Here is a 19,569-nt window from a genome sequence, read left to right on the forward strand (position 1 = left end):
GATGACCATGACACTACTGGAAATTATGCGCACCTCGAGCGTGATCCCCGTGATCGCGATCGACGACCCTGACCACGCCGTACCGCTGGCGCGCGCGCTGGTGGCGGGCGGCATCCGCGTGCTGGAAGTGACCCTGCGCACGAAACACGGCCTGGAAGCGATCCGCGCCATGTCGGCCGTGCCGGGCGCCATCGTCGGCGTGGGTACGCTGACCCGTCCCGAGGAATTCGTCCAGGCGCGCGATGCGGGCGCCGTCTTCGGCGTCTCGCCAGGCCTGACGTCGGCCCTGGTGGCGGCGGCGAAAAGCAGCGGCCTGCCATTGCTGCCGGGCGTGATGACGCCGGGTGAAGTGATGGCGGCGCGTGAAAACGGCTTCCAGCAACTGAAGCTGTTCCCGGCCGTGCCGGCCGGCGGCATCGGCATGCTCAACGCCATCTACGGCCCGCTGCCGGACGTGACGTTCTGCCCGACGGGCGGCATCTCGCAAGAGACGGCGTCGCAGTTCCTGGCCTTGAAGAACGTCGCCTGCGTGGGCGGTTCGTGGCTGACGCCGAAAGACGCGATCGCGGCCGGCAACTGGGACCGCATCACGGAAATCGCCAAGGCAGCCAGCGGCCTGCGCTCGGTCTAATCGGTACCGGCGCGGCAGGCTTGCATGCCTGCCGCGCTTTCTTTTTCTCTTCTCATGCGCGTCTTGCGCCGCCCCCTGACCATCGGCGAAACCGCCATGGCCCGCAGCGTCTTTCGCGACGCCATCGACTACGCGCGCGTGCGCGTCGTGCGCGGCTCCTTTTTACCGTTTGGCCTGCAAGACCAGAACACGGCGATGACGCCGCGCGGCAGCCTGCACTTCATGCCGGCCCAGTACCGCGACGATTTTTCGCGCGAGGGCAACGGCGGCAAGCTGTTCTTCATCCACGAAATGGTGCACGTGTGGCAGTACCAGCTCGGCTACGGCGTGCTGCTGCATGGCGTGCTGCTGGCGCTTTGCGGCGGCTACCTCCGGCAGCGCGCCTACCGCTACGATGCGCAGGCCGGCGGCATCCTGTCCGACTTCAACATGGAACAGCAGGGCGACATCATCGCCCACTATTTCGGCGCGCGCCAGCTGGGCATCCCCGCCTACGTGGCAAAGCTGCCCCAGTTGCAGGATATCCTGCAGGGTTTCCTGCTCGATCCCAGTGACCGCGCCTTGCTGCCGCGCTAATTTCCTTTCCTCCGCGAATTTTCTTACGCGCATAAATTTCTGCATATTCAAGCCTTGACTTTCGGCTTTGCATTACCTAAATTAAATTATACAAAGAACAATTTATTTGGTTTTATTGCAACGTCGGCACAAGACCGAGAGCAACCTGTCCAAGCGAGTAAATCATGCAGACTAGAAACAGCTGTAGGGGAATGTTGCGCCTGAAAAAACCATCGCGCGGTGCGGCACTGGTGGAGTTCGCCTTGATCGCCCCTATTCTTTTTTTCCTCATCGCCATGATCATGGAACTGGGAGTCATGTTCTGGGTTAACCTGACGATGCAGTACGCGGTGCGCGAAGGGGCCCGCTACTCCATCACGGGGCAAAACAACCTCGATCCCGCCAGCGCCAACAAGCAGCGCTATGAGGCTGTGCTACAAAAGGTCAAAGACAGTTCGCTGGGCCTGTATGCCATGGTCAGCCCCGTGGTAGTGGTCAATGGCGTATCGCAAGCGCCTTCCTCGTACAACAACAATATGTTTGGCGCCGCCGGCGATATCGTCGTCTTGCAGGTGAATTGTACCTGGCCCGTCATCACGCCCGCATGGCGCCTGATGGCCCTGCTCAATCCTAAAACGTCCACCAGCGCGCCCGGCCAGTACTCGTTCAGCGTCGCTGCCACCATGCGTAACGAGGCCTTCTGATGCTACCTCCTACACTTTCCCGGCGCGTGCGGCGCCAGCATGGCGTAGCCGCCGTGGAGTTCGCCCTGGTGCTGCCCTTCCTGCTGATGATGGCTGTGCCTGTCTTCGACCTGGCGCGCATCGTGCAAGGCGACATGATCCTTACCAACCTGAGCCGCGAAGGCGCCAACCTGGCCTCGCGCTCGTCGCAAGACCCGCAAACCATCATGACGGCGCTGGCGATGACGACACCGCCGCTGGACATGGCCAGCAATGGCAGCATATACATCAGCAAGATCATGGGCAACGGCCCAGGCAAGCAGAACGTCATTCTTGAACATTACCGCTGGACCCAGGGGCCGCAGCAGGCCAGCAAGGTGTGGAGCTGTAGCAGCTGGGCCAGCGACGGCACGGGCAAATGCACCAGCATCCCCAGCGCGGGTTCGCCCATCAACGATGCCATGAGCAACCAGTTGGCCAACGGCGAAGTCATTTATGTCGTCGAGGGGCTGTATCGCGCCAACATCCTGTTCGCTGGCATGAGCCTGGGCTTTGGCGCGCAAACGCCCCAGCTGAGCGGCAATCTGTACGCCAAGACCATTTTTTAGACACGCTGTCATTATTGTGCAGGCGCACGTGCAGGCGCCGGGAGAACATCATGAAAAGCATACGCAGGCAAACTGCAAAGCAAAAGGGGCAGGTCCTGATCGTCATCGGCCTGTCGATGGTGGTGCTGATCGGCGCGGTAGGCCTGGCCATCGATTCCGGCCTGGGTTTCATCATCCGCTCCAAGCTCAATGCGGCCGTCGATGCGGCCAGCATCGCCGCCGCGCGCGCCGTCACGCAAGGCGTGGGCGAAGCGGCGCAGCGGGCCAGCGCCCAGGCGGCCGCGCAGAAGTTCTTTGCCGTGAATTTTCCCACTGGCTATCTGGGAGCCACGCCCACTTTCAACGATCCCACCGTGACCTTTGACGCAGGCAAAGTGACCATTGATGCGGCCGCTACGGCCGCCGTGCCCGTGACCCTGATGCGCGTGCTGGGCTTCAATCTGCTGACGGTCAGTGCTTCGGCGCAAACCATCCGCAAAGACCTGGACCTGGCGTTCGTGATGGATACGTCGGGCTCGCTGGCTCCCGTCGGCTCCACTGTGATCAGCAGCGCCCAGCTGTTTCTCAACAAGTTCAATCCCGCGCTGGACCGCATGGCCCTGATTCATTTCTCGTATGGCGCAGAAGTCGATACGCCCATCAACACGGTGGCGCGCGGTTTCGACCAGACCGGCATGAACAAGATCATCGGCAAGTACTCGTTCGATGGCTTGACGAATTCGGCCGAGGGCATGTGGAATGGGCGTAACCAGCTCAACAGCATCGCCCTGGCTAACCGTTCCAGCCTGCGCGTGATCGTCTTCTTTTCCGATGGTTCGCCCAATACCATTTCCTCCGTCTTCAAGTTCAAGACGCCGGCGGACTGCAGCACGCCCGGTTCGCTGGTCACGGGCGACGGTACCAACACCGGCACACCAGCCGGCCTGTGGCTGATCGACAAGCAGGGCACGACGGCGTCCGGCAAGTGCAACCAAGGCACGAATATCGTCAAGAATCTCGATGCGGCCGCCTTGCCCCAATGGTATAACGCGCACAATCCGACGAACTTGCCTGCCTTGCAGGAGTTTTCCCTGATTACCGCCACGCCCCGTTCCGTCACCAACGATACCAGCAGCAATTCGGCTACCTGGATCAACGTCAACCGCGCCTCGCGCAACCTGCTCGAAGCGATGGCTACCAAGGCCCGCAGCGAAGGCATGTACGTGTTTACCCTGGGCCTGGGTAATGAGCTGACGAATGCCAACGGCCCCGCTCCCAGCGACAAGGGCGAAGACATCCTCAAGTGCATGGCCAACACGCCGGACGCCCTGTCGCGTTGTGTGAAGGCGGGCGCAGGCCAGCCAGTGGGCATCTATTGTCACGCAGCAAACTCGGACGAGTTGAAGCCTTGTTTCGAGAAACTTGCTTCGGCCATTTTGCGCATCAGCATGTAGATACGCAAAATAGATGGCCAGGGCCGGTTATCCCCTCCGGCCCTTTTTTATGCATGTGTAGAGGGGCAGGTCTGCCATTCTCACACGAACTCATCCTTAGTTGCTGCTGTGCTCAGACGCAGACAGTACCCGGATGACTGTTCTCGTCGATACGCCAAAAGCGGCGGCTATTTGCGACATGGTATAGGCGGTTGACAGATAGGCGCGTGCCATTGCCTCATCTCGATTGGCATATGTGCTGCAGTATGCCGCCAGGGGCAGGGCCACCGCTTTTCGCTGGATCATTGCCGCCTCCCTGAACTCGCCGGAACGCTGTGACTGCTGCTGCTTTGCAACGAACGCTTCATTGCCCAGCAGAACTTGATGGCGGATATGGGAAAGAAGGCTTGCCGCTCCTATGCCGGCGAGTATGAAGCGATAATATGCGGCCACGGCGTCATTGCGCTTGGTGCCGAACTGCTACAGGAGCCAGTCCGTTTCTAGCCAGCAAGGAGGCGCTGTGTCGCCGATGTAGTAATGATGGCTGCTCCAGTGCCAGGCATCCAGCGAGGACACCATACGCGCGCGCAGGGGATTGAGGACGATATAGCGGATCAGCGTCAGCAGATAGTTCTCTTTCTGCACCAAAATCGCCTTGTATCGTCCCTGGAAGAGGTGCCCGACAAGACGGTGTCGCCGATTGAAATGCTGGCTGTACAAGCCGTTTAGCTGGCGCATACCTTGCGATAAATTCGCCTCGGCCGTCTCAAGCAGCAAATGATAGTGATTGGTCATTTGGCAAAAACCATGCACGACAAAATGGTGTCGCTCACAGACTTGGCCAAGTACCTGCAGCCAGGCGATCTGGTCGGTATCGTCTCGATAAATTGCATGACGGCGATCGCCCCGCGCAGTCACATGATAGAGCGCGCCCGCAAATTCAAGTCGGAGAGGTCTCGTCATGCCGACAACGATAATCGATCCGCACATGAGAGTGCTGCGTTCGCTCAGACGTCGTGCACAGCCGCATTTTTTATAGAGCTGAGGCCGTGTCTGAATGGCAGACCTGACCCCACCTTTCTTTAATTTCCTCCAGCCATGCCCGGCAACAGCACGCGGTAGATTTGCAGGAAAGCGGGTCCCATGAGGACCACCAGCAGCGAAGGGAAGATAAAGAAGATCAGGGGAAACAGCAGTTTCAAGGCAATTTTCGCGGCCTGCTCTTCGGCCAGCTGGCGCCGCTTGGTGCGCAATTGGTCCGATTGCACGCGCAGGGAGGCGGCGATGCTGGTGCCGAAGCGTTCGGCCTGAATCAGCATGGCAACCAGGGCATCGACATCTTCCACGCCCGTGCGCAGGGCCAGGTTGCGCAAGGCCCGTTCCTTCGAATTGCCGGCGCGCAGTTCCAGCGTCAGCAGGTGCAGTTCCTCTGCCAGCACGGCGCTTTTCAGCGTGATTTCGGAGGCGACCCGCGCCAGCGCCGCATCCATGGCCAGGCCTGCTTCCACGCAGACCGTCATCAGGTCCAGCGCATCGGGAAAACTTTCAAAGATGTCGCGCTGGCGCAGGCGGATGCGGCGGTTCAGCCAGCCGTTCGGCAGGTAGTAGCCGAAACCGGCGGCCAGCAGCAGCCACAGCAGTAATGCCGTGCCGCTGTAATGCACGCCAGCGATGCTCAGGCCCAGGAATAGCAGCATGGGCAAGCCCACGGCGAGGGCCGTCTTGGCGCCAAAATACAGCAACGGCGCGGAGGGGTGGCGCAGGCCCGCGTTCATGAAGCGCAGGCGTATCTTCGACGTTTCCCAGCCTTCTTCGGGCAGGGACAGGCGCGCCAGCGGTCCGCTCAGCTTGACGAAGTGTGTCAGCCAGTGGCTGGCGCCACCCGTCCCGGCCGCGCCCACGCTGTCGAGGCGGTGGCGCAGCGGGTCGGGCACGGCCAGCAGCAGCACGAACATGGCGCCAACGAAGACGGCGACGAACAGCAAACCGAGAAAGCCCATTTGCATGGTAGTCATGATGTGTTCCCCTCAAAAAATCACACCCGGATATGGATGACCCTGCGCATGACGATGACGCCGAGCAGCATCAGCAACAGGGCGCCGCCCAGCATCTTTTGTCCGCCGGGATCTCGGTACAGCAACTCCAGGAAGGTGGGATTGGTCAGCTGTATCATGGCCGCAGCGCCAAACGGCAGCAGCGCCAGGATCCACGCCGACAGGCGCGCCTCGGCCGACAGCACGCGCACTTGCCCCAGCAGCTTGATGCGCTCGCGGATGATGTGACTGATGCTGTCGAGCAATTCCGACAGGTTGCCACCCGTTTCGCGCTGGATCAGCACGGCGATGACGAAATAGCGCACGTCCGTGCTGGGCACGCGCGTAGCCAGGTTCATCAGCGCATCCGGCATGGCGATGCCGAAGTTGACTTCGTCGAAAGCGATGCGAAATTCGTCGGCTAGCGGCGCGTTCATTTCCTCGCCGACCATTTTCAGGGCCGTGGGAAAGGCATGGCCGGCGCGCAGGGCACGGCTCATGAGTTCCAGCGCGTCCGGCAATTGCTGGCCGATGCGCTGCAGGCGGCGCGCCTTGGCGCGTTCGATGTAGTACAGGGGCAGCAGCGCGCAGGCAGTCGCTACCAGCAGACGCAGCAGCCAGGGCAGGTCGATCAGGCTGGCGCCGACCAGGCCGACGAGAAAGGCCAGCAGCACCAGCATGGCCCACTGCGCCACGCTCCACGTCAGCCCCGATTGTTCCAGCAGCCGGTCGAGCGCATGCACGCGCGGCACCTCCAGCAGCAGTTTCTGCAGCGCTGGCGTTTCGCTCAGCAGGCGCTGCTTGATCATCGACGTGTTCTGCTCGCCCGCGTGGGCCCCGGCCGACATCACGCGCAGGCGCCGCGCCACGCGTTCCGATTCCGGCCCGCGCACATTGTTCCAGCTCTGGTACAGGCCCGTGACGAGCAGCACCACGGCGATGAAGATCAGGGCCCCGAAGACATAATAACTGTAGTCCATGGCGTGGCTCCTCAATGGTATTGGCGGTTGGGATCGAACAGGCTTTCCGGGACGACGACGCCGAAGGCGCGCAGGCGGTCGAGGAAGCGTGGGCGCACGCCGCTGGCCTGGAAGTGGCCGCTGACGGCACCGTCCTGGGCCACGCCCGTCTGGCGGAAGGTGAAGATTTCCTGCATGGTGATCATTTCGCCTTCCATGCCCGTGATTTCCTGGATCGCCACCACCTTGCGCTTGCCGTCCGTCAGGCGCGCTACCTGCACCACTACGCCGATGGCTGCGCTGATCTGCTGGCGCATGGCCTTGCCCGGCAACATCGAAGCGGCCATGCTGATCATGTTTTCCAGCCGTGTCAGGGCATCGCGCGGCGTGTTGGCATGGATGGTGGCCATCGAGCCCTCATGGCCCGTGTTCATCGCCTGCAGCATGTCGAGCGCCTCGGCACCACGCACCTCGCCCAGGATGATGCGGTCGGGCCGCATCCGCAGGGCATTGCGCACCAGCGCGCGCTGCGTCACTTCGCCCTTGCCTTCGATGTTCGCGGGCCGCGTTTCCAGGCGCACCACGTGCGGCTGCTGCATCTGCAGTTCGGCCGCGTCCTCGATGGTGACGATGCGCTCGGTACCGCTGATGAAGCCCGATATCGCGTTGAGCATGGTGGTCTTGCCGCTACCGGTGCCGCCCGAGATCAGGATGTTGATCTTGGCCTTGCCCAGGCCCTGCAGGATTTGTGCCATTTCTGCCGTCAGGCTGTGATGTTCGACCAGGTCGGACAGCCGCAGCGGCTGGGCCGAAAAGCGCCGGATCGACATCACGGGCCCGTCGATGGCCAGCGGCGGGATGATGGCGTTGACGCGCGAGCCGTCCGGCAGGCGCGCATCGACCATGGGGCTCGATTCATCGATGCGCCGCCCCACGCGCGAGACGATCTTGTCGATGATCTTCATCAGGTGCGCATCGTCGGTGAAGCGGATGTCGCTCAGCTCGAGCTGGCCATGGCGTTCGACATACACCTGGCGGTGCGTGTTGACGAGAATGTCCGACACCGTCGGATCGTTCAGCAGCGGTTCGAGTGGACCGAAGCCCAGTACTTCGTCCTGGATGTCGCGCACCAGGGTGCGCCGTTCCAGGTCGTTGATGACGACGCTGTCTTCTTCCAGCAGGCGCCCCACCAGGACCTTCAGGTCGTCGCGTATTTGTTCCTGGGACAGGCGCTGCATGCCTTCCAGGTCGATGCGGTCGAGCAGGGACTGGTGCACGTGCTGCTTGAGTTCCTGGTAGGCGGGATTGTCGACGCTGCCGCCGCGCACTGCGCCGAAGGCCGTATTGCCGTTCGCGCCCGGGGCGCTGCCGAGGCGTTCGCGCAGGCTGGGGCCGGCGCCATTGATGTCGATGCTCATGCTGTTTCCCCTCGAAGATGGATGGGCCGGCTACGCTGGAACAGGCGTGAAAACAGGCCAGGCGTGCTGGCTGCGCGCGTGCCGCCCAGCTTGCGCGCGCACTCCTGCAGTGATTTGGCCAGCGGGCTGCCGGGCGCCAGCTTCAGCACGGGCACGCCCTGGTTGACCGAGGCAGCCGCCACCGCATAATGATTCGGCATGGCGTGGAAGATGTGGTGGCCATAGGCCGCTTCCAGGTCGCGCCCGCGGATTTCATCGGCGCCCGCATGGCGGTTCAGGATCAGGTGGATCTTGCTGGCCGGGTATTCCAGCGACTGGAACACCTGCAGCAGCCGCTTGCCATCGCGGATGTAGGGCAGGGTTGCCTGCACCACGGGACAGATCATGTCGGCGTGGTCGAGCGCACGCACGCTGATGGCATCGAGGCCGCGGCCCGTGTCGAGCACGATGAAGTCATATTCGTGGCGCGCCAGGTGCAGCAGCTGGTCGATGTGCTCGGGCTTGATGTCGCTCGCGTGGCCCGGGTCTTCGGGGGCGGCCAGGATACTGAAGTTTGGCGTCACCTGCACCATGCTGGCGGCGAGGAAGGAGGGGTCGAGGCGATGGATCTGCTGCGCCACGTGCGACAGCGTGGCGGCCGGCTTCTGGTCCGAGACAAACAGCGCAGCATCGCCAAATTGCAGGTTCAGGTCGAACAGCGCAACGCGCTGGTTGTCCTTTGCCAGCGCATAGGCCAGGTTGGCGGCGAGGAAGGTGGCGCCGCTGCCGCCCTTGCACGAGACGAAGGCGACGATCTTGCCATCGCGCCGCACATGGCGCGCGCTCTTGTCCTCGATGCGCTGCAGCGCCGCATTCAGCGCGGCGCCGGTGTCGGCTTGCGGCAGCACTTCGCGTACCCCCGCGCGCATGGCTTGCAGCAGGAAGTCGCTGCCCTGGTGCTGGCATTGCAGGATGATGGCCATGGCGGGCTGGCGGCTGGCCAGGCGTTCGATGCGCACCAGGTCGGCATCGTCGATGACGGACTGCGCCAGCAGCAGCACGTCCGGCGCAGCCATTTCGGCCGTGCCGGCCAGCCGTTCCAGGCTGCCGACGGCACTGTCGATATCGTCGCCCGCGTGGCGCTCGCGCAACAGTGCCGTCATCGCGGCCAGTTGTTTTTCGTTACTGGAAATAGTGAAGATTTTCACGGCAAGCTCCGGCAGTGGCTGGGTGGATGGGGCGCGCTTCAGCGTTTGCTGACACCGATCGTCAGCACGTCGGGAATCGGATCGGGCGCGCTGTAGGATTTCTGGTATAGCTTGTAGCCGCTGACGGCCGTCTTGCCATCGAGGCCCAGCACGGGATTGCGGTTGTAGACCGCGTCCGGATACAGGATTTGCTGTTGCTTGAGCAAGGTCACCGACTCGCCGAAATGGCTGTCGAGCACGGGGGTGGTGGTGGCGGCACAGCCGGCCAGCGCGCCGATCGCCGCTGCGCACAGCAGGCGGCGGGGCAGGGTGGTTGCGAAGGTTTTCATGGGGATGCTCCTATTTGAGATCATCGATGACGCTGGCCGACGGCATGCCCGCATCGGCTTTCGGCACGGCGCGATATTGCGGCACGTCGCTGTTGCCCGCCGTCGGCGTGGCGACGGGCATGGCTGCCGGCAGGGCAGGCGGTACGGGGGCCGCCAGGGCTGCCGGCGGCGGAGCGGACGCTGGTGCCGGCATCGGCATCGGCATCGGTGCTGGCGCTGGCTGTGGCGCTGGCGCCGTGCCTTCCATCTTGCCTTGCATGAACATGTCGCCGCGCGTGGGCTGCACATACGGATCGGTAGGCAATTTGTAGTCGGGCGGCAGCGGCTTGACCAGGTGCGGCGTGATGATGAAGACCAGTTCCGAGCGGTCCGTCTGGAAGTCCGTGCTGCGGAACAGGGCGCCCAGCACGGGCACTTCCCCGAGGCCCGGCAAGGCCTTGATATTGCTGGTCACATTGTTTTTGATCAAGCCGCCGATGGCGAAGCTCTGGCCGTCGAACAGCTGCACCGTGGTGGTGGCGCGCCGCGTGGTAAACGAAGGCAGGATGGCGGTGGTTGAAATGCCGGTGGCCGTGATGCCGATGCCTTCCTTGTTCAGGTCCGACACTTCCGGCGACACTTTCAGGTTGATGCGGCCACCTTCGAGCACGGTGGGGGTGAACTTCACGGCCACGCCAAACTCTTTTTCTTCTAGCGTGATGGTGGGCGTGCCACCATTGTTGGTCTGGCTGACGGGGATGAAGATCTTGCCGCCGGCCAGGAAGCTGGCTTCCTGGCCGCTGATGGCCATGATGTTCGGTTCGGCCAGCACCTTGATCAAGCCATCGCGCTTCTGCGCATCGAGGCCCAGGAAGTTGCCGTTACGGCTGTTGTTGGCGCCGAAGCCGCTGGGATTGTTACTGAGCAAGTTCGACAGCAGCGAATAGGTCCAGCCGCCGATGGTCTTGCTCAGTCCCAGGTTGGCGCCCAGTTGGTCGACCAGGGTTTTCGACACTTCCGCCACTTTCACTTCCAGCATTACCTGCTGTGGCGCGGCGATCGCCATCAGGTTGATCACGCGTGGCGAAGCCGATGGGCCGCCTGAAGGATCGGGTGCTGCGCCGGCTGCGGCCACGGGCGCCGCACCGGCAGTGGCAGCGCCGGCGGCGGGCCGCGAACCGCGCTGTGCATACGCGTTCGCCAGCGACATGGCCTGGTCGGCCTTGACGGTGTCGCTGACGACGCCCGACAGGATCAGGGTATCGCCGGCCACCGTCACGCGCAGGTCTTTTTCATTTGGCAGCAGCTCGCTCAGGCGTGCCTGCAGCAAACTGGCGTCGATGCTGACGGACAGGTCGATGATGCTTGCTTCATTGTTGCGGTTCCACACGATCAAGTTGGTCGTGCCCACGGATTTTCCCAGCAGGTAGACATCGGTGGTATTGAGCAGGATCACGTCGGCGATGCGCGGATCGCCCACCGAGACGCGGGCGACGGGAAACGGCAGGTGCATCAGGGTGGACTTGCCTTCGGCCAGGGCCATGTTGCGCGACAGCTCGGCGCGTCCGCCCACCTGGTCCAGCATGGCTTGCTGGGCCACCGGTTTCATGCGCGGCGCACGGCGCACGGCCTTGGGCGGCGGGGCGGCGGCGGCTGATGTGGCCGCGGGCGCTGGCGCGGCGCCCGGTGGCGTGGCCGACAGGCCCGGTGATGTGGCGGGTGCGCCCGCTTCGCCATGGGCGGCCGGGGTCAGGACGCCGATGGCGGCGATGGCGAGGGCCATGCGCAGGATGCGGCCTCCGTTTGCTGTGCTCAGTTTGCTCATGGTGCTCATGGCATGCTCCTCGTGGTGCGGATCGGGTGGCGATCAGCGTGGCGTTTCAGAATTGTTGGGAGCTGCGTTCCAGCCCCTTGATGACATCGACTTGCGGCCCGATTGGCCCTTGCGCCACGCGGCGGCGCACGACTGGCCGGGGAGCGGGGGCGGCCACCTGGGCGGCGACCTTGGCGTCAAGCAAGCTGGTCTTGGTGGCGCCGTCCGTGTTGACGGGCTTGTCTTCTATCTGGTTGCGCAGCACCAGCGACAAGGTGCCCACGCTGCGCGCCAGGTCGAGTTTTTCCGTCTGGTCGGGCGTCAGTTCCAGGGTCACGGCATTGACCACTTTGGGCTTGGTGTCGTCGCGGTTCGATTCCTGCGCGATGGCCAGCACGAGTATGCGTTCCAGCACGATTTTTGAAATGCTGGGATCGCGTCCCGTGCCCGTCTTGGCCGCGTCATCCTGCGTATTGACGAGGATGTCGACGTAGTTGCCGGGCAGGGCGAAGCCAGCCACGCCGACCACGTCATTGACCCGGACCGTCATGGCGCGCTTGCCTTCGCCCACCACGGCCGACAGGCCGCCCTGGGTGCCGGGGGGCGCCAGCTTGCTTTCCATGATCGGTTCGCCGTGCTGGATGCTGGTGCGCGTGACGCGCGCATCGAGCAGTTTCGGATCGTTGATGGCGCCCGGCGGCAGCGCGCTGCTGGGCCAGTCGACCATGCGCACCATTTCCGGCGCGATGCGCGCGCCCAGGCTGATGTCGACCAGGGCGACAGCGACCTTGTTGGTATTGCCCGAAGCCTGGGCATTGATCCAGCGCGCGGCCACGATGACCGCCACGAACGCCAGGATGACCGCAAAGGCCATCATCGTCAGAGCGCGTGCGTTTCTCATTTTGATACTCCTTTATGCAGGACCGCAGCCGGTCCGTTCTGTATGCCGGCGGAGCCGTCGGCGGCGCCGAAATAATTGTTCCAGGCCCAGTGCAGCGCGTCGGCCTCGAGCCGGGGCGGGCGGCCTTCATAGCGGGCCACGTCGCACAGCTGGGCCAGGATGTCGCGTGGGTAACAGGCCAGCAGGGGCCGCGCGTACTGGCCGTGCAGCTGCAGCAGGTAGTGGTAGGCGGCATGGTTGAAGGTCATGCCGAATTGTTCGCAGACGTGGCGGAACACGGCTTCGTAGTGGTAGCCGCTCAATTCGCCGACATGGATCTTGTAGCCGATGCGGCGCAGGAAGGAGTCGTCGGCCAGCTGCTGCGGCGCCAGGTTCGAGGAGAAGACCACGATGACGTCGAACGGTACGGGAAACTTGTAGCCCGTATGCAGCGACAGGTAATCGACGCGGCGCGCCATCGGCACGATCCAGCGGTTCATCAGTTCCACGGGCGAGCAGCGCTGGCGGCCCAGGTCATCGATGATGAAGATGCCGTTGTTCGCCTTCAGGTGCGGCGGCGCCTGGTACAGACGGGCACCGGGATCGAATTGCAGGTCGAGCATGTCGAGCGTCAGTTCGCCGCCCGTCAGTACCGTGGGACGGGATGCGCGCACCCAGCGGGGGTCGGCCGGCGGCGCCACGTCGGCGGCCAGCGTGTGCAGCATGGGATCGAGGAAGGGCAGCACTTCGCCATCGACCATCACGGCGTGCGGCAGGGCGATGGTGCCGCTGAGCAAGCCATGCAGGCGCTCGGCCAGATAGGTCTTGCCGCTGCCGGCGGGTCCGTGCAGGAACAGGGCGCGGCCCGAATTCATGGCCGCGCCCAACTGGTCGAGCACCGAGGTGCAGGCCACCACGTCGTGGAACTGCTGCATCATGCTTTCCCGCGTGACGTGCATGTGCGCCACGCTTTGCGCCAGGACCTGCGCGCTGTAGTGGGCCAGGGTGACGGGCGCCGGACCGCTGTAGGCGTTGCGCCGCAAATAGTCTGCGGCGCGCAGGCGCCCCTGGTCGACCAGGTGATAGTGCTGGTCGGCGTCCGTGCCGCTATAGCCGTTGCGCTGTACTTCGCACAGTTTTTCGGCGCGCATGAAGGTCAGCAGCGGTTCGAGCACGCCGGCGCCCAGTTTCACATGGGACGACAGGGCCGGCAGGCCGATCTGGCCGCGCAGGAACATGACCTTGACCAGCAGTTCCACCAGGAACAGGAACGGCAGGCCTGTTTCAGCCACGTTGCGCGGTGCGCGCTGCATGGCCGGCATGATGCTGCCGTCGGCAGGCGCTTCTGGGTAGGTATCGGGCATGATGATCGCTCCTTTTGCCGGATGGCGAAGTCAGAAGATGAATGGCAGAAGCCGGTATTTCACTTGCCGCATGTACACGCGGTAGCGCACGTCGGTGGACAGGAAGCGCTCTTCGCGCAGCAGGCGCAGCACCAGCAGCAGCATGGCGACCGCATACACGGCCGTGTTGCCAGGCGATGCATTGCTGAGCAGATATGCGGTCGACGACACCACATAGCTGGAGTACACGGGATGGCGCACGAAGCGGTACATGCCCTGCGTCTTGATGCTGCGCTGCGCCACCACCAGGCCGAAGCTGCGGTTCAGCGACAGCAGGCCGGCGATCTGCAGGCAGCAGCCGAAGGCCAGCAGGTAGCGCGCAGCGGGCCAGATGGTCATCTCGGATGGCGAGAAAAGGAATGGCGTGAAGGTGGCGCCGACGGCCAGCAGCCAGTCGCCCGCATCGGTCGAGACGCTGATGGGCGCGGTGCGCACGATGAACAGCAGGGCAGAGATGGTTTCGGCGCCACAGAACAGCAAGTAGCTCCAGTCGCCGCTGTGCTGATAGGCCAGCACATGGACCCAGGCAAACACGCTCCACAGGCAGGCCATGAAGATGCTGCAGGCGTGGCTGGCGCGGCGTGAACTGAACAGAGTGGCGATGTTTTCCATGGTCGTAGTCCCGGTTGGGTGGCGCGCCGTTCAGCGCAAGCTCCACAGTTGCGTGTAATGGAGGAAGAGTTGCAGTCCCGTACCGCTGGCGATGGCGAAGGCGTATGCCAGCCTGCCGCTGGCCGCCGGCGGTTCGGCGATGCTGGCAACGCCGCCGGCAAGGCTGTGCAGCAGGGCGCCCAGCAGCATGTCGCAGGTATTTTTCAGGACCCGGCGCAGGCGCCGCCCTGCCAGCGCGGCGGCCAGCGCCAGCACGCCGCCGGCCAGGCAGGTCAGTAGCACGGCTTCGAGCACGCCGAGTGGCCCCAGGAAGGCGCCGCACATGGCCATCAGCTTGACGTCGCCGGCGCCCAGCGCGCGTAGCAGATACATGGGTAGCAGCAGGGCCAGTCCGGCGCCGGCGCCGGCCAGTGCCGGCAGCAGGCCCAGGCCGCCGAATGCGGGATCGAACAGGCCGCTGCCAGCAGGCACGGCAGTGTTGAGCAGCAGCCCTGCCAGCGTGCCGCACAGCACCAGGCGGTTGGGGATGCGGCGGCTGCGCAGGTCGTGCCACAGCGCGGCGGCCAGCAGGCCGGCCAGGATGGCCAGGCACAGCAGCATGGCAGGATGGGCGTTCATGGCGTCACCCCTTCCTTGTTGAGGCAGGGGGCGATGCCCAGCGGCAGGCTGGCTGGCGCGCCGCGCCGGCGCAGGGCCAGGCCCACCGCTTGCCAGATCAGTACGGCCCCTGCCGCCCCCACATAGCCGTCCAGCGCATAGTGCCAGCCCAGATGGACGGAGCCGAGCATGATCAGCACGGTAAAGGCGGCCAGGGCGATGCCGGCGGCGCGGCGGATGGGCCAGGCGACCAGGGCCATCAGGACAGAGGTGGCCACGTGCATGCTGGGCATGGCGGAAATACCCAGTTCGCCAACTGTGCCGCCGCTCTGGTAGCCCTGCCACAGCATGTCCTGCACCTTCAGGGCCCAGACGGGAATGCTGTGATTGCTGTCATGCAGGTAGGCCATCAGTGGCGCATACGGATCGCTGGCATGGAAGTGGCCGTAATAGCAGGGACCGGCGGAGGAGAACAGCAGCGCTGCCACGCTGCCCAGGACGATCCACGCGATGGTAAAGCTGAGCAGGAACTGCATGCGCAGCAGGGGGCGCCGGGTATCGAGGATCAGCCAGTACAGCAGCGCATAAAACAGCAGGAACCAGAAATGGTAAGCCACGTTCAGCAGGCCCGTCAGCAGGGGATGGCCCAGCAGAGGCTGCAGCCACGCCCAAGGGGCCGTGCCGCCATGCAGGGCGATGTCGATGGCCGACAGGCGGGCGTCCCAGTCAAACGGGTGCAGCCGGGGAATGGCGGCCTTGAAGGTGGTAAAGCTGAGGGCGAACAGCGGCACGAGCAGCAGCGCAGGCAGCGCATGCATCAGGCGCTCGCGGTGCAGGTGGCGGCGCAGTTCCTGGCCCAGGAAATGGCACAGGCGCGCGGGGCGCAGCATGCACATCACGTATCCTGTCCAGGCGCACAGCAGGAAGACGGGTCCCGTCAGGGCGGCCAGGGCGAAGCTGGCCAGCAGGGGGGCGATGTCGTGGCGTGTCGGCCTGCTGCCCGTGAGCCACAGGACCACGGCCGTATAGGCCAGTACCAGCAGCAGCAGCGCGCGGTGGCTGTGCAGCGAGGTGCGCAGGCTGGCGGGGATGTTCATGACAGCGCCAGGACGACCTGGTCCTTGATGGTGGTGAAAAGCAGAGCCAGGCTGTCGCCGGCCAGGGTGACGGCCACGACGATGACCACGGCCAGCAGTCCGGCCAGCAGCGCATATTCGAGTGCGGTGACGGCAGTTTCCTCATACAGGCAGGACAGCAGAGAATTCACGATGGGCCTCGCAGTCGTTGGATGGCAGTGCGGGTGGGCGCTCAAGGCGGCGTGCTGGCCATGCCGCCTGCGGTACTCCGGACAAGGCGGCTGCCTTGCCCGGAGTGCTGCGCTTAGGCATTGGCAGTGGTCAGGGCCGTGCCGATCTTCGTGAACGTGGTTTTCAGTTGCGTGCCAACGATGGTGACGGAGGCGATGATGACGACGGCGATCAAGGCGGCGATCAGGCCATACTCAATCGCGGTCACGCCATCCTCTTCGCGGATGAAATTTTTGATGAAGTTCATGATGATGACTCCTAGAGTAAGAGAGAACTGCAGGGAACGACAAAGGTTGAACAGCATGGTTGCCGTGAACGGCGGCATCATGGACTTTGCCCCAATGCCAGCAGTCCGATGATGCAGACCACCACCACCAGCGCCGCCGTCAGCGCATAGCGGTAAAACGCCGCTTTTTGCTTGCCTTGCAGATACGTGGCCAGGCGCGAGGGGAGGTACTTGTCAAAACGCATGCTGTACTCCGTCTCGATGGACTGCGACTGGTGGCGGAATGGACACTGGTACGTTCACTATAGAAGTGGACGTATTGATCTACATCAGAAGAATCTCCCGTTTATGGCAGGAGGATTTGCTCGATTTTTTCGTGACAATTGTCATGCCCGAGTTTGCCTGGCGCATGGCGCGCCCGGCCGCTGGCAGCGGATGAAAGGGGAGAGATGCGGCCGCGCGGCGGCGGGCGCGTACGAAGATGTCAGGCGGTGGACGGCAACTCGCCCAGGCGGTGCTTGGTGGCGTAGGCGTACAGTTCCAGGCGGTTGTACACGCCCAGCTTGCGGTAGATCGAGGTCAGGTGGTTGCGCAGGGTATGCTCTGAAATGAACAGCTGGTTGGCCAGCAGCTTGGCGGGCGTGCCGCTGCCGTGCACGAGGGCGGCGATGATTTTTCTTTCCTTTAAGGTCAGGCTGGCCACGGCGGCGGCCTGCGCCGAGCCGCCGCCCGGTTGCGTCAGCTGTGTCAGCATGCGGCCCAGCATCGCGTGTTCCAGCCACAGTTCGCCGTGGTAGACCTTTTCGATGGCTTTCAGCACCATCTCGGCTGGCGCGTCCTTGCTGATGATGCCGCGCGCGCCTTTCAGGATGGCCTGGTCCAGGACGGCCTGGTCGTGGCTGGCCGTCAGCACGAGGATGCGCGTGCTGCCCCGCTGCACCAGCGCCGGCAGGATGGCCAGCGAGCTGACGCCGCCCAGGTCCAGGTCCAGCACGATAACGTCGGGTTCCAGCGCTGCCGCCTGCGCCAGTGCTTCGCTGCTGTCCGATGCCGTGGCAATGACGTGCATGCCCGAGTGTTCGCCGCCGATCAGCCGTTCCAGGCCCCACAGCATGGTCTTGTGGTCATCGACGAGCAGGACGCGGATGGCCGTGCTGGTGCTTTGCTGGTGCTGGAGGGAGTTCATATGGGGATTTCGATCTGGACGGAGGTGTTGCCCAAGGTATTGTGCGTGACCCTGGCGCTGCCACCGAGGGCGGCGGCACGTTCGGCCAGCGAGTCGGGCAGGAAGTCGGGCACGTGCGCGGCCGCGCATTCGTTGTCGATGCTGATGTGTAACGCCCCCTGCACGCAGGTCAGCTTGATGGCGCCGTGGCGCGCCGACGTATGCTTGCGGATATTGCTCATGCCTTCGTTGACGATCTGGAATACTTCGGCCGCCAAGCGATCGTTGATATGCAGGTCGCCCTCGATATGCAAGGCGATGTCGATGTCATAGAATTCGTGGATCTGCGCTGCCTGGCGCCGCAGCGCCACCAGCAGTTCCGGCTCGCTTTGCACCTGGCCGTTCTTGAAGGTGCGCGCATAGCTGCGCAGGTCGGCGATCACCTGGCCCGACATGATGATCAGTTTTTCCAGTTCCGGCAGCAGGGGATTGTCGGGCAGTGCCTCGTTGCGCAGGGCGGCCAGGCCGTGGCGCAGGCCGATATACGGCTGGATGGCCGTGTCGTGCAGGTCGCGCGCGATCTTTTCGCGCTCGCGCGAGGCCGCCTGCGAAGCAAGGCGGTCGAGCAGGTCGATGTTTTCAATGACGGGAAATGCCTGTGCGCCGATATGGCTGAGGAAAAGGGCGTCGGTCTTGCTCAGGCTGGTCGTGGAAACGATGTAGAGGCGCCCTGTTCCATTGCGCAAAGGCAAGGGGGTGCTGATAAACGAGTGTGCTTCGAGCAGCTCGGCCAGGCTGGCGCCGGCCGCATCGTCATGGCGCAGCCAACGCATGCTGTCCGCATCCAGCGTGCGCACACCGCCTGTCCATGGCAGCCAGCTTGACAGTGGGCAGTTGTAGAGTACGATTTTTTCGGCCGGGAAGGCCAGCAAGGGGCTGGCGGCTTCATCGCTGAGGATGGCGCTGGTCGTGACCGCCTCCGTCCCCGTATGCACGGCGCTGCGCAGCGACCAGTGCGGCGCCCCCTTGTCCTGCATCGCCAGCAGGCAGCTGCGGGCATGGAAATAGCTGCGGGTTTTGTCCAGCACCGAGGTGATGGTCTGGTCGACGCCGAAGCGGGGATTCGACAGCTGGCTGACATCGCGCAGCAGGGCCAGGTGGCTGCGCTGCGTGATGGCCGAGCCGCCCCAGTAGGCGATCATGTAACCGAGTGCCAGCAGGAAGGTGGTGCGTAGTAGCAGACGCGACAGTTCCGCATCCGTTTCGCCGAACAGGGCCGTGGCGGCGAACAGGCCGGCCGAGGCCAGGGTAATGCGCGCGCCTTCCTCGAAGCCCCGCTGGAACGACGAGGTCAGGATGGCAAAGAAAAAAAACAGGAAGAAAAAATTGTTATGGTTGCTGCTGGAAAACACGATCAGTCCGTACCAAGCCACGTCCAGCCAGTACAGCAAGATGTCCTGGGGTAGGCTGAAGCCCAGCAGTGCTAGCACGTAGAGCAGCAGGCTGTGCACCGTATAGGCAGAAAAGATCAGCCAGGTGATCTTGCTCAATTTGCCGGCGCTTTCGGGGTCGATGAAGAGGGTCAGCAAGGTTGCGCTGGACAACAGCAGGCGCATGCCGTTCACCATGGTCGTATCCAGGCCGATGCCTGGTAGGCGGGATTTCAGGGGCAGATCGAGGTTCACAAGCACTCCTGGCCGTATCCGCGCAGGAACGGCGCATGCGCTTAAAGGGATACCGCAGATAAATTCTTGTTGTTTTTGCTGCAATCA

At 63.7% G+C, this 19,569-nt stretch carries 23 protein-coding genes; 5 read left to right on the forward strand and 18 right to left on the reverse strand.

Annotated elements, in window-relative coordinates; all coding sequences use genetic code 11:
* The first annotated feature begins 1 nt into the window (after position 1).
* The 5 genes from eda to O0880_RS04915 all read left to right on the forward strand — a co-directional run bounded on the left by eda (position 2) and on the right by O0880_RS04915 (position 3,910).
* Positions 2-631, forward strand: a complete 630-nt coding sequence (eda, locus tag O0880_RS04895) for a bifunctional 4-hydroxy-2-oxoglutarate aldolase/2-dehydro-3-deoxy-phosphogluconate aldolase (RefSeq protein ID WP_289885343.1) — start codon at positions 2-4, stop codon at positions 629-631.
* A gap of 63 nt (positions 632-694) precedes the next feature.
* Positions 695-1,207, forward strand: a complete 513-nt coding sequence (locus tag O0880_RS04900) for a Rhs element Vgr protein (protein ID WP_287778085.1) — start codon at positions 695-697, stop codon at positions 1,205-1,207.
* A gap of 191 nt (positions 1,208-1,398) precedes the next feature.
* The gene (locus tag O0880_RS04905; RefSeq protein ID WP_287778083.1) at positions 1,399-1,890 is read left to right on the forward strand and encodes a TadE family protein; all 492 of its coding nucleotides are present in this window, start codon (positions 1,399-1,401) and stop codon (positions 1,888-1,890) included.
* Positions 1,890-2,477: a TadE/TadG family type IV pilus assembly protein gene (locus O0880_RS04910; RefSeq protein ID WP_287778082.1), complete on the forward strand. Its 588-nt coding sequence runs from the start codon at positions 1,890-1,892 to the stop codon at positions 2,475-2,477. The genes O0880_RS04905 and O0880_RS04910 overlap by 1 nt, the downstream gene beginning before the upstream one ends.
* A 50-nt stretch (positions 2,478-2,527) precedes the next feature.
* Positions 2,528-3,910 (forward strand): vWA domain-containing protein, encoded by a 1,383-nt coding sequence (locus O0880_RS04915; RefSeq protein ID WP_289885350.1) that lies wholly within the window; start codon positions 2,528-2,530, stop codon positions 3,908-3,910.
* A 96-nt stretch (positions 3,911-4,006) separates the two neighbouring features.
* Here O0880_RS04915 and O0880_RS04920 read toward each other — a convergent pair whose 3' ends face one another.
* The 18 genes from O0880_RS04920 to O0880_RS05005 form a co-directional block, all read right to left on the reverse strand.
* Complete coding sequence (locus tag O0880_RS04920; protein WP_289885353.1) at positions 4,007-4,342, reverse strand: hypothetical protein; 336 nt, start codon at positions 4,340-4,342, stop codon at positions 4,007-4,009.
* A gap of 27 nt (positions 4,343-4,369) precedes the next feature.
* Positions 4,370-4,852, reverse strand: coding sequence for a transposase (locus O0880_RS04925; RefSeq protein WP_289885354.1), 483 nt, complete (start codon positions 4,850-4,852; stop codon positions 4,370-4,372).
* A gap of 119 nt (positions 4,853-4,971) precedes the next feature.
* Positions 4,972-5,904, reverse strand: coding sequence for a type II secretion system F family protein (locus O0880_RS04930; protein ID WP_287778077.1), 933 nt, complete (start codon positions 5,902-5,904; stop codon positions 4,972-4,974).
* Between the two features lie 20 nt (positions 5,905-5,924).
* Entirely contained in the window at positions 5,925-6,902 is a 978-nt protein-coding gene (locus tag O0880_RS04935; RefSeq protein ID WP_289885355.1) for a type II secretion system F family protein, read from the reverse strand.
* An 11-nt stretch (positions 6,903-6,913) separates the two neighbouring features.
* Positions 6,914-8,299 carry a CpaF family protein gene (locus O0880_RS04940; RefSeq protein ID WP_287778075.1) on the reverse strand — a complete coding sequence of 462 codons (1,386 nt, stop codon included), beginning with the start codon at positions 8,297-8,299 and terminating at the stop codon, positions 6,914-6,916.
* Positions 8,296-9,486 carry an AAA family ATPase gene (locus tag O0880_RS04945; protein ID WP_289885356.1) on the reverse strand — a complete coding sequence of 397 codons (1,191 nt, stop codon included), beginning with the start codon at positions 9,484-9,486 and terminating at the stop codon, positions 8,296-8,298. Before O0880_RS04945 ends, O0880_RS04940 begins: the two co-directional genes overlap by 4 nt.
* A 38-nt stretch (positions 9,487-9,524) precedes the next feature.
* Positions 9,525-9,815 (reverse strand): pilus assembly protein, encoded by a 291-nt coding sequence (locus O0880_RS04950; RefSeq protein ID WP_287778071.1) that lies wholly within the window; start codon positions 9,813-9,815, stop codon positions 9,525-9,527.
* Between the two features lie 10 nt (positions 9,816-9,825).
* Positions 9,826-11,628, reverse strand: coding sequence for a type II and III secretion system protein family protein (locus O0880_RS04955; RefSeq protein WP_289885358.1), 1,803 nt, complete (start codon positions 11,626-11,628; stop codon positions 9,826-9,828).
* A gap of 46 nt (positions 11,629-11,674) precedes the next feature.
* Positions 11,675-12,508, reverse strand: a complete 834-nt coding sequence (cpaB, locus tag O0880_RS04960) for a Flp pilus assembly protein CpaB (RefSeq protein WP_289885360.1) — start codon at positions 12,506-12,508, stop codon at positions 11,675-11,677.
* The gene (locus O0880_RS04965) at positions 12,505-13,851 is read right to left on the reverse strand and encodes an ATP-binding protein (RefSeq protein ID WP_289885362.1); all 1,347 of its coding nucleotides are present in this window, start codon (positions 13,849-13,851) and stop codon (positions 12,505-12,507) included. Before O0880_RS04965 ends, cpaB begins: the two co-directional genes overlap by 4 nt.
* 30 nt (positions 13,852-13,881) lie before the next feature.
* Positions 13,882-14,502, reverse strand: coding sequence for an isoprenylcysteine carboxylmethyltransferase family protein (locus O0880_RS04970; protein WP_287778065.1), 621 nt, complete (start codon positions 14,500-14,502; stop codon positions 13,882-13,884).
* Positions 14,503-14,532: 30 nt separating this feature from the next.
* A complete protein-coding gene (locus O0880_RS04975) occupies positions 14,533-15,120 on the reverse strand; it encodes an A24 family peptidase (protein WP_289885367.1) in 588 nt (195 codons plus the stop codon).
* Complete coding sequence (locus tag O0880_RS04980; RefSeq protein ID WP_289885369.1) at positions 15,117-16,196, reverse strand: phosphatase PAP2 family protein; 1,080 nt, start codon at positions 16,194-16,196, stop codon at positions 15,117-15,119. The genes O0880_RS04975 and O0880_RS04980 overlap by 4 nt, the downstream gene beginning before the upstream one ends.
* A complete protein-coding gene (locus tag O0880_RS04985) occupies positions 16,193-16,366 on the reverse strand; it encodes a Flp family type IVb pilin (protein WP_289885371.1) in 174 nt (57 codons plus the stop codon). The genes O0880_RS04980 and O0880_RS04985 overlap by 4 nt, the downstream gene beginning before the upstream one ends.
* A 113-nt stretch (positions 16,367-16,479) precedes the next feature.
* Positions 16,480-16,653: a Flp family type IVb pilin gene (locus O0880_RS04990; protein WP_287778058.1), complete on the reverse strand. Its 174-nt coding sequence runs from the start codon at positions 16,651-16,653 to the stop codon at positions 16,480-16,482.
* A 77-nt stretch (positions 16,654-16,730) separates the two neighbouring features.
* The gene (locus O0880_RS04995; RefSeq protein ID WP_289885373.1) at positions 16,731-16,877 is read right to left on the reverse strand and encodes a hypothetical protein; all 147 of its coding nucleotides are present in this window, start codon (positions 16,875-16,877) and stop codon (positions 16,731-16,733) included.
* 239 nt (positions 16,878-17,116) lie between these two features.
* Complete coding sequence (locus O0880_RS05000) at positions 17,117-17,818, reverse strand: response regulator transcription factor (protein ID WP_289885374.1); 702 nt, start codon at positions 17,816-17,818, stop codon at positions 17,117-17,119.
* Complete coding sequence (locus tag O0880_RS05005) at positions 17,815-19,482, reverse strand: histidine kinase (RefSeq protein ID WP_289885376.1); 1,668 nt, start codon at positions 19,480-19,482, stop codon at positions 17,815-17,817. Before O0880_RS05005 ends, O0880_RS05000 begins: the two co-directional genes overlap by 4 nt.
* Positions 19,483-19,569: the final 87 nt, after the last annotated feature.

This window comes from Janthinobacterium sp. SUN118 (assembly GCF_030397695.1).
Lineage (GTDB): Bacteria > Pseudomonadota > Gammaproteobacteria > Burkholderiales > Burkholderiaceae_D > Janthinobacterium.

Bases quoted from the DNA above. Each gene is read 5' to 3' on its own strand.
- eda (WP_289885343.1), top strand. From the start codon at position 2: ATGACCATGACACTACTGGAAATTATGCGCACCTCGAGCGTGATCCCC.
- O0880_RS04905 (WP_287778083.1), top strand. From the start codon at position 1,399: ATGTTGCGCCTGAAAAAACCATCGCGCGGTGCGGCACTGGTGGAGTTC.
- O0880_RS04910 (WP_287778082.1), top strand. From the start codon at position 1,890: ATGCTACCTCCTACACTTTCCCGGCGCGTGCGGCGCCAGCATGGCGTA.
- O0880_RS04915 (WP_289885350.1), top strand. From the start codon at position 2,528: ATGAAAAGCATACGCAGGCAAACTGCAAAGCAAAAGGGGCAGGTCCTG.
- O0880_RS04925 (WP_289885354.1), bottom strand. From the start codon at position 4,852: ATGACGAGACCTCTCCGACTTGAATTTGCGGGCGCGCTCTATCATGTG.
- O0880_RS04930 (WP_287778077.1), bottom strand. From the start codon at position 5,904: ATGACTACCATGCAAATGGGCTTTCTCGGTTTGCTGTTCGTCGCCGTC.
- O0880_RS04935 (WP_289885355.1), bottom strand. From the start codon at position 6,902: ATGGACTACAGTTATTATGTCTTCGGGGCCCTGATCTTCATCGCCGTG.
- O0880_RS04940 (WP_287778075.1), bottom strand. From the start codon at position 8,299: ATGAGCATCGACATCAATGGCGCCGGCCCCAGCCTGCGCGAACGCCTC.
- O0880_RS04950 (WP_287778071.1), bottom strand. From the start codon at position 9,815: ATGAAAACCTTCGCAACCACCCTGCCCCGCCGCCTGCTGTGCGCAGCG.
- O0880_RS04955 (WP_289885358.1), bottom strand. From the start codon at position 11,628: ATGAGCACCATGAGCAAACTGAGCACAGCAAACGGAGGCCGCATCCTG.
- cpaB (WP_289885360.1), bottom strand. From the start codon at position 12,508: ATGAGAAACGCACGCGCTCTGACGATGATGGCCTTTGCGGTCATCCTG.
- O0880_RS04965 (WP_289885362.1), bottom strand. From the start codon at position 13,851: ATGCCCGATACCTACCCAGAAGCGCCTGCCGACGGCAGCATCATGCCG.
- O0880_RS04970 (WP_287778065.1), bottom strand. From the start codon at position 14,502: ATGGAAAACATCGCCACTCTGTTCAGTTCACGCCGCGCCAGCCACGCC.
- O0880_RS04975 (WP_289885367.1), bottom strand. From the start codon at position 15,120: ATGAACGCCCATCCTGCCATGCTGCTGTGCCTGGCCATCCTGGCCGGC.
- O0880_RS04980 (WP_289885369.1), bottom strand. From the start codon at position 16,196: ATGAACATCCCCGCCAGCCTGCGCACCTCGCTGCACAGCCACCGCGCG.
- O0880_RS04990 (WP_287778058.1), bottom strand. From the start codon at position 16,653: ATGAACTTCATCAAAAATTTCATCCGCGAAGAGGATGGCGTGACCGCG.
- O0880_RS04995 (WP_289885373.1), bottom strand. From the start codon at position 16,877: ATGCGTTTTGACAAGTACCTCCCCTCGCGCCTGGCCACGTATCTGCAA.
- O0880_RS05000 (WP_289885374.1), bottom strand. From the start codon at position 17,818: ATGAACTCCCTCCAGCACCAGCAAAGCACCAGCACGGCCATCCGCGTC.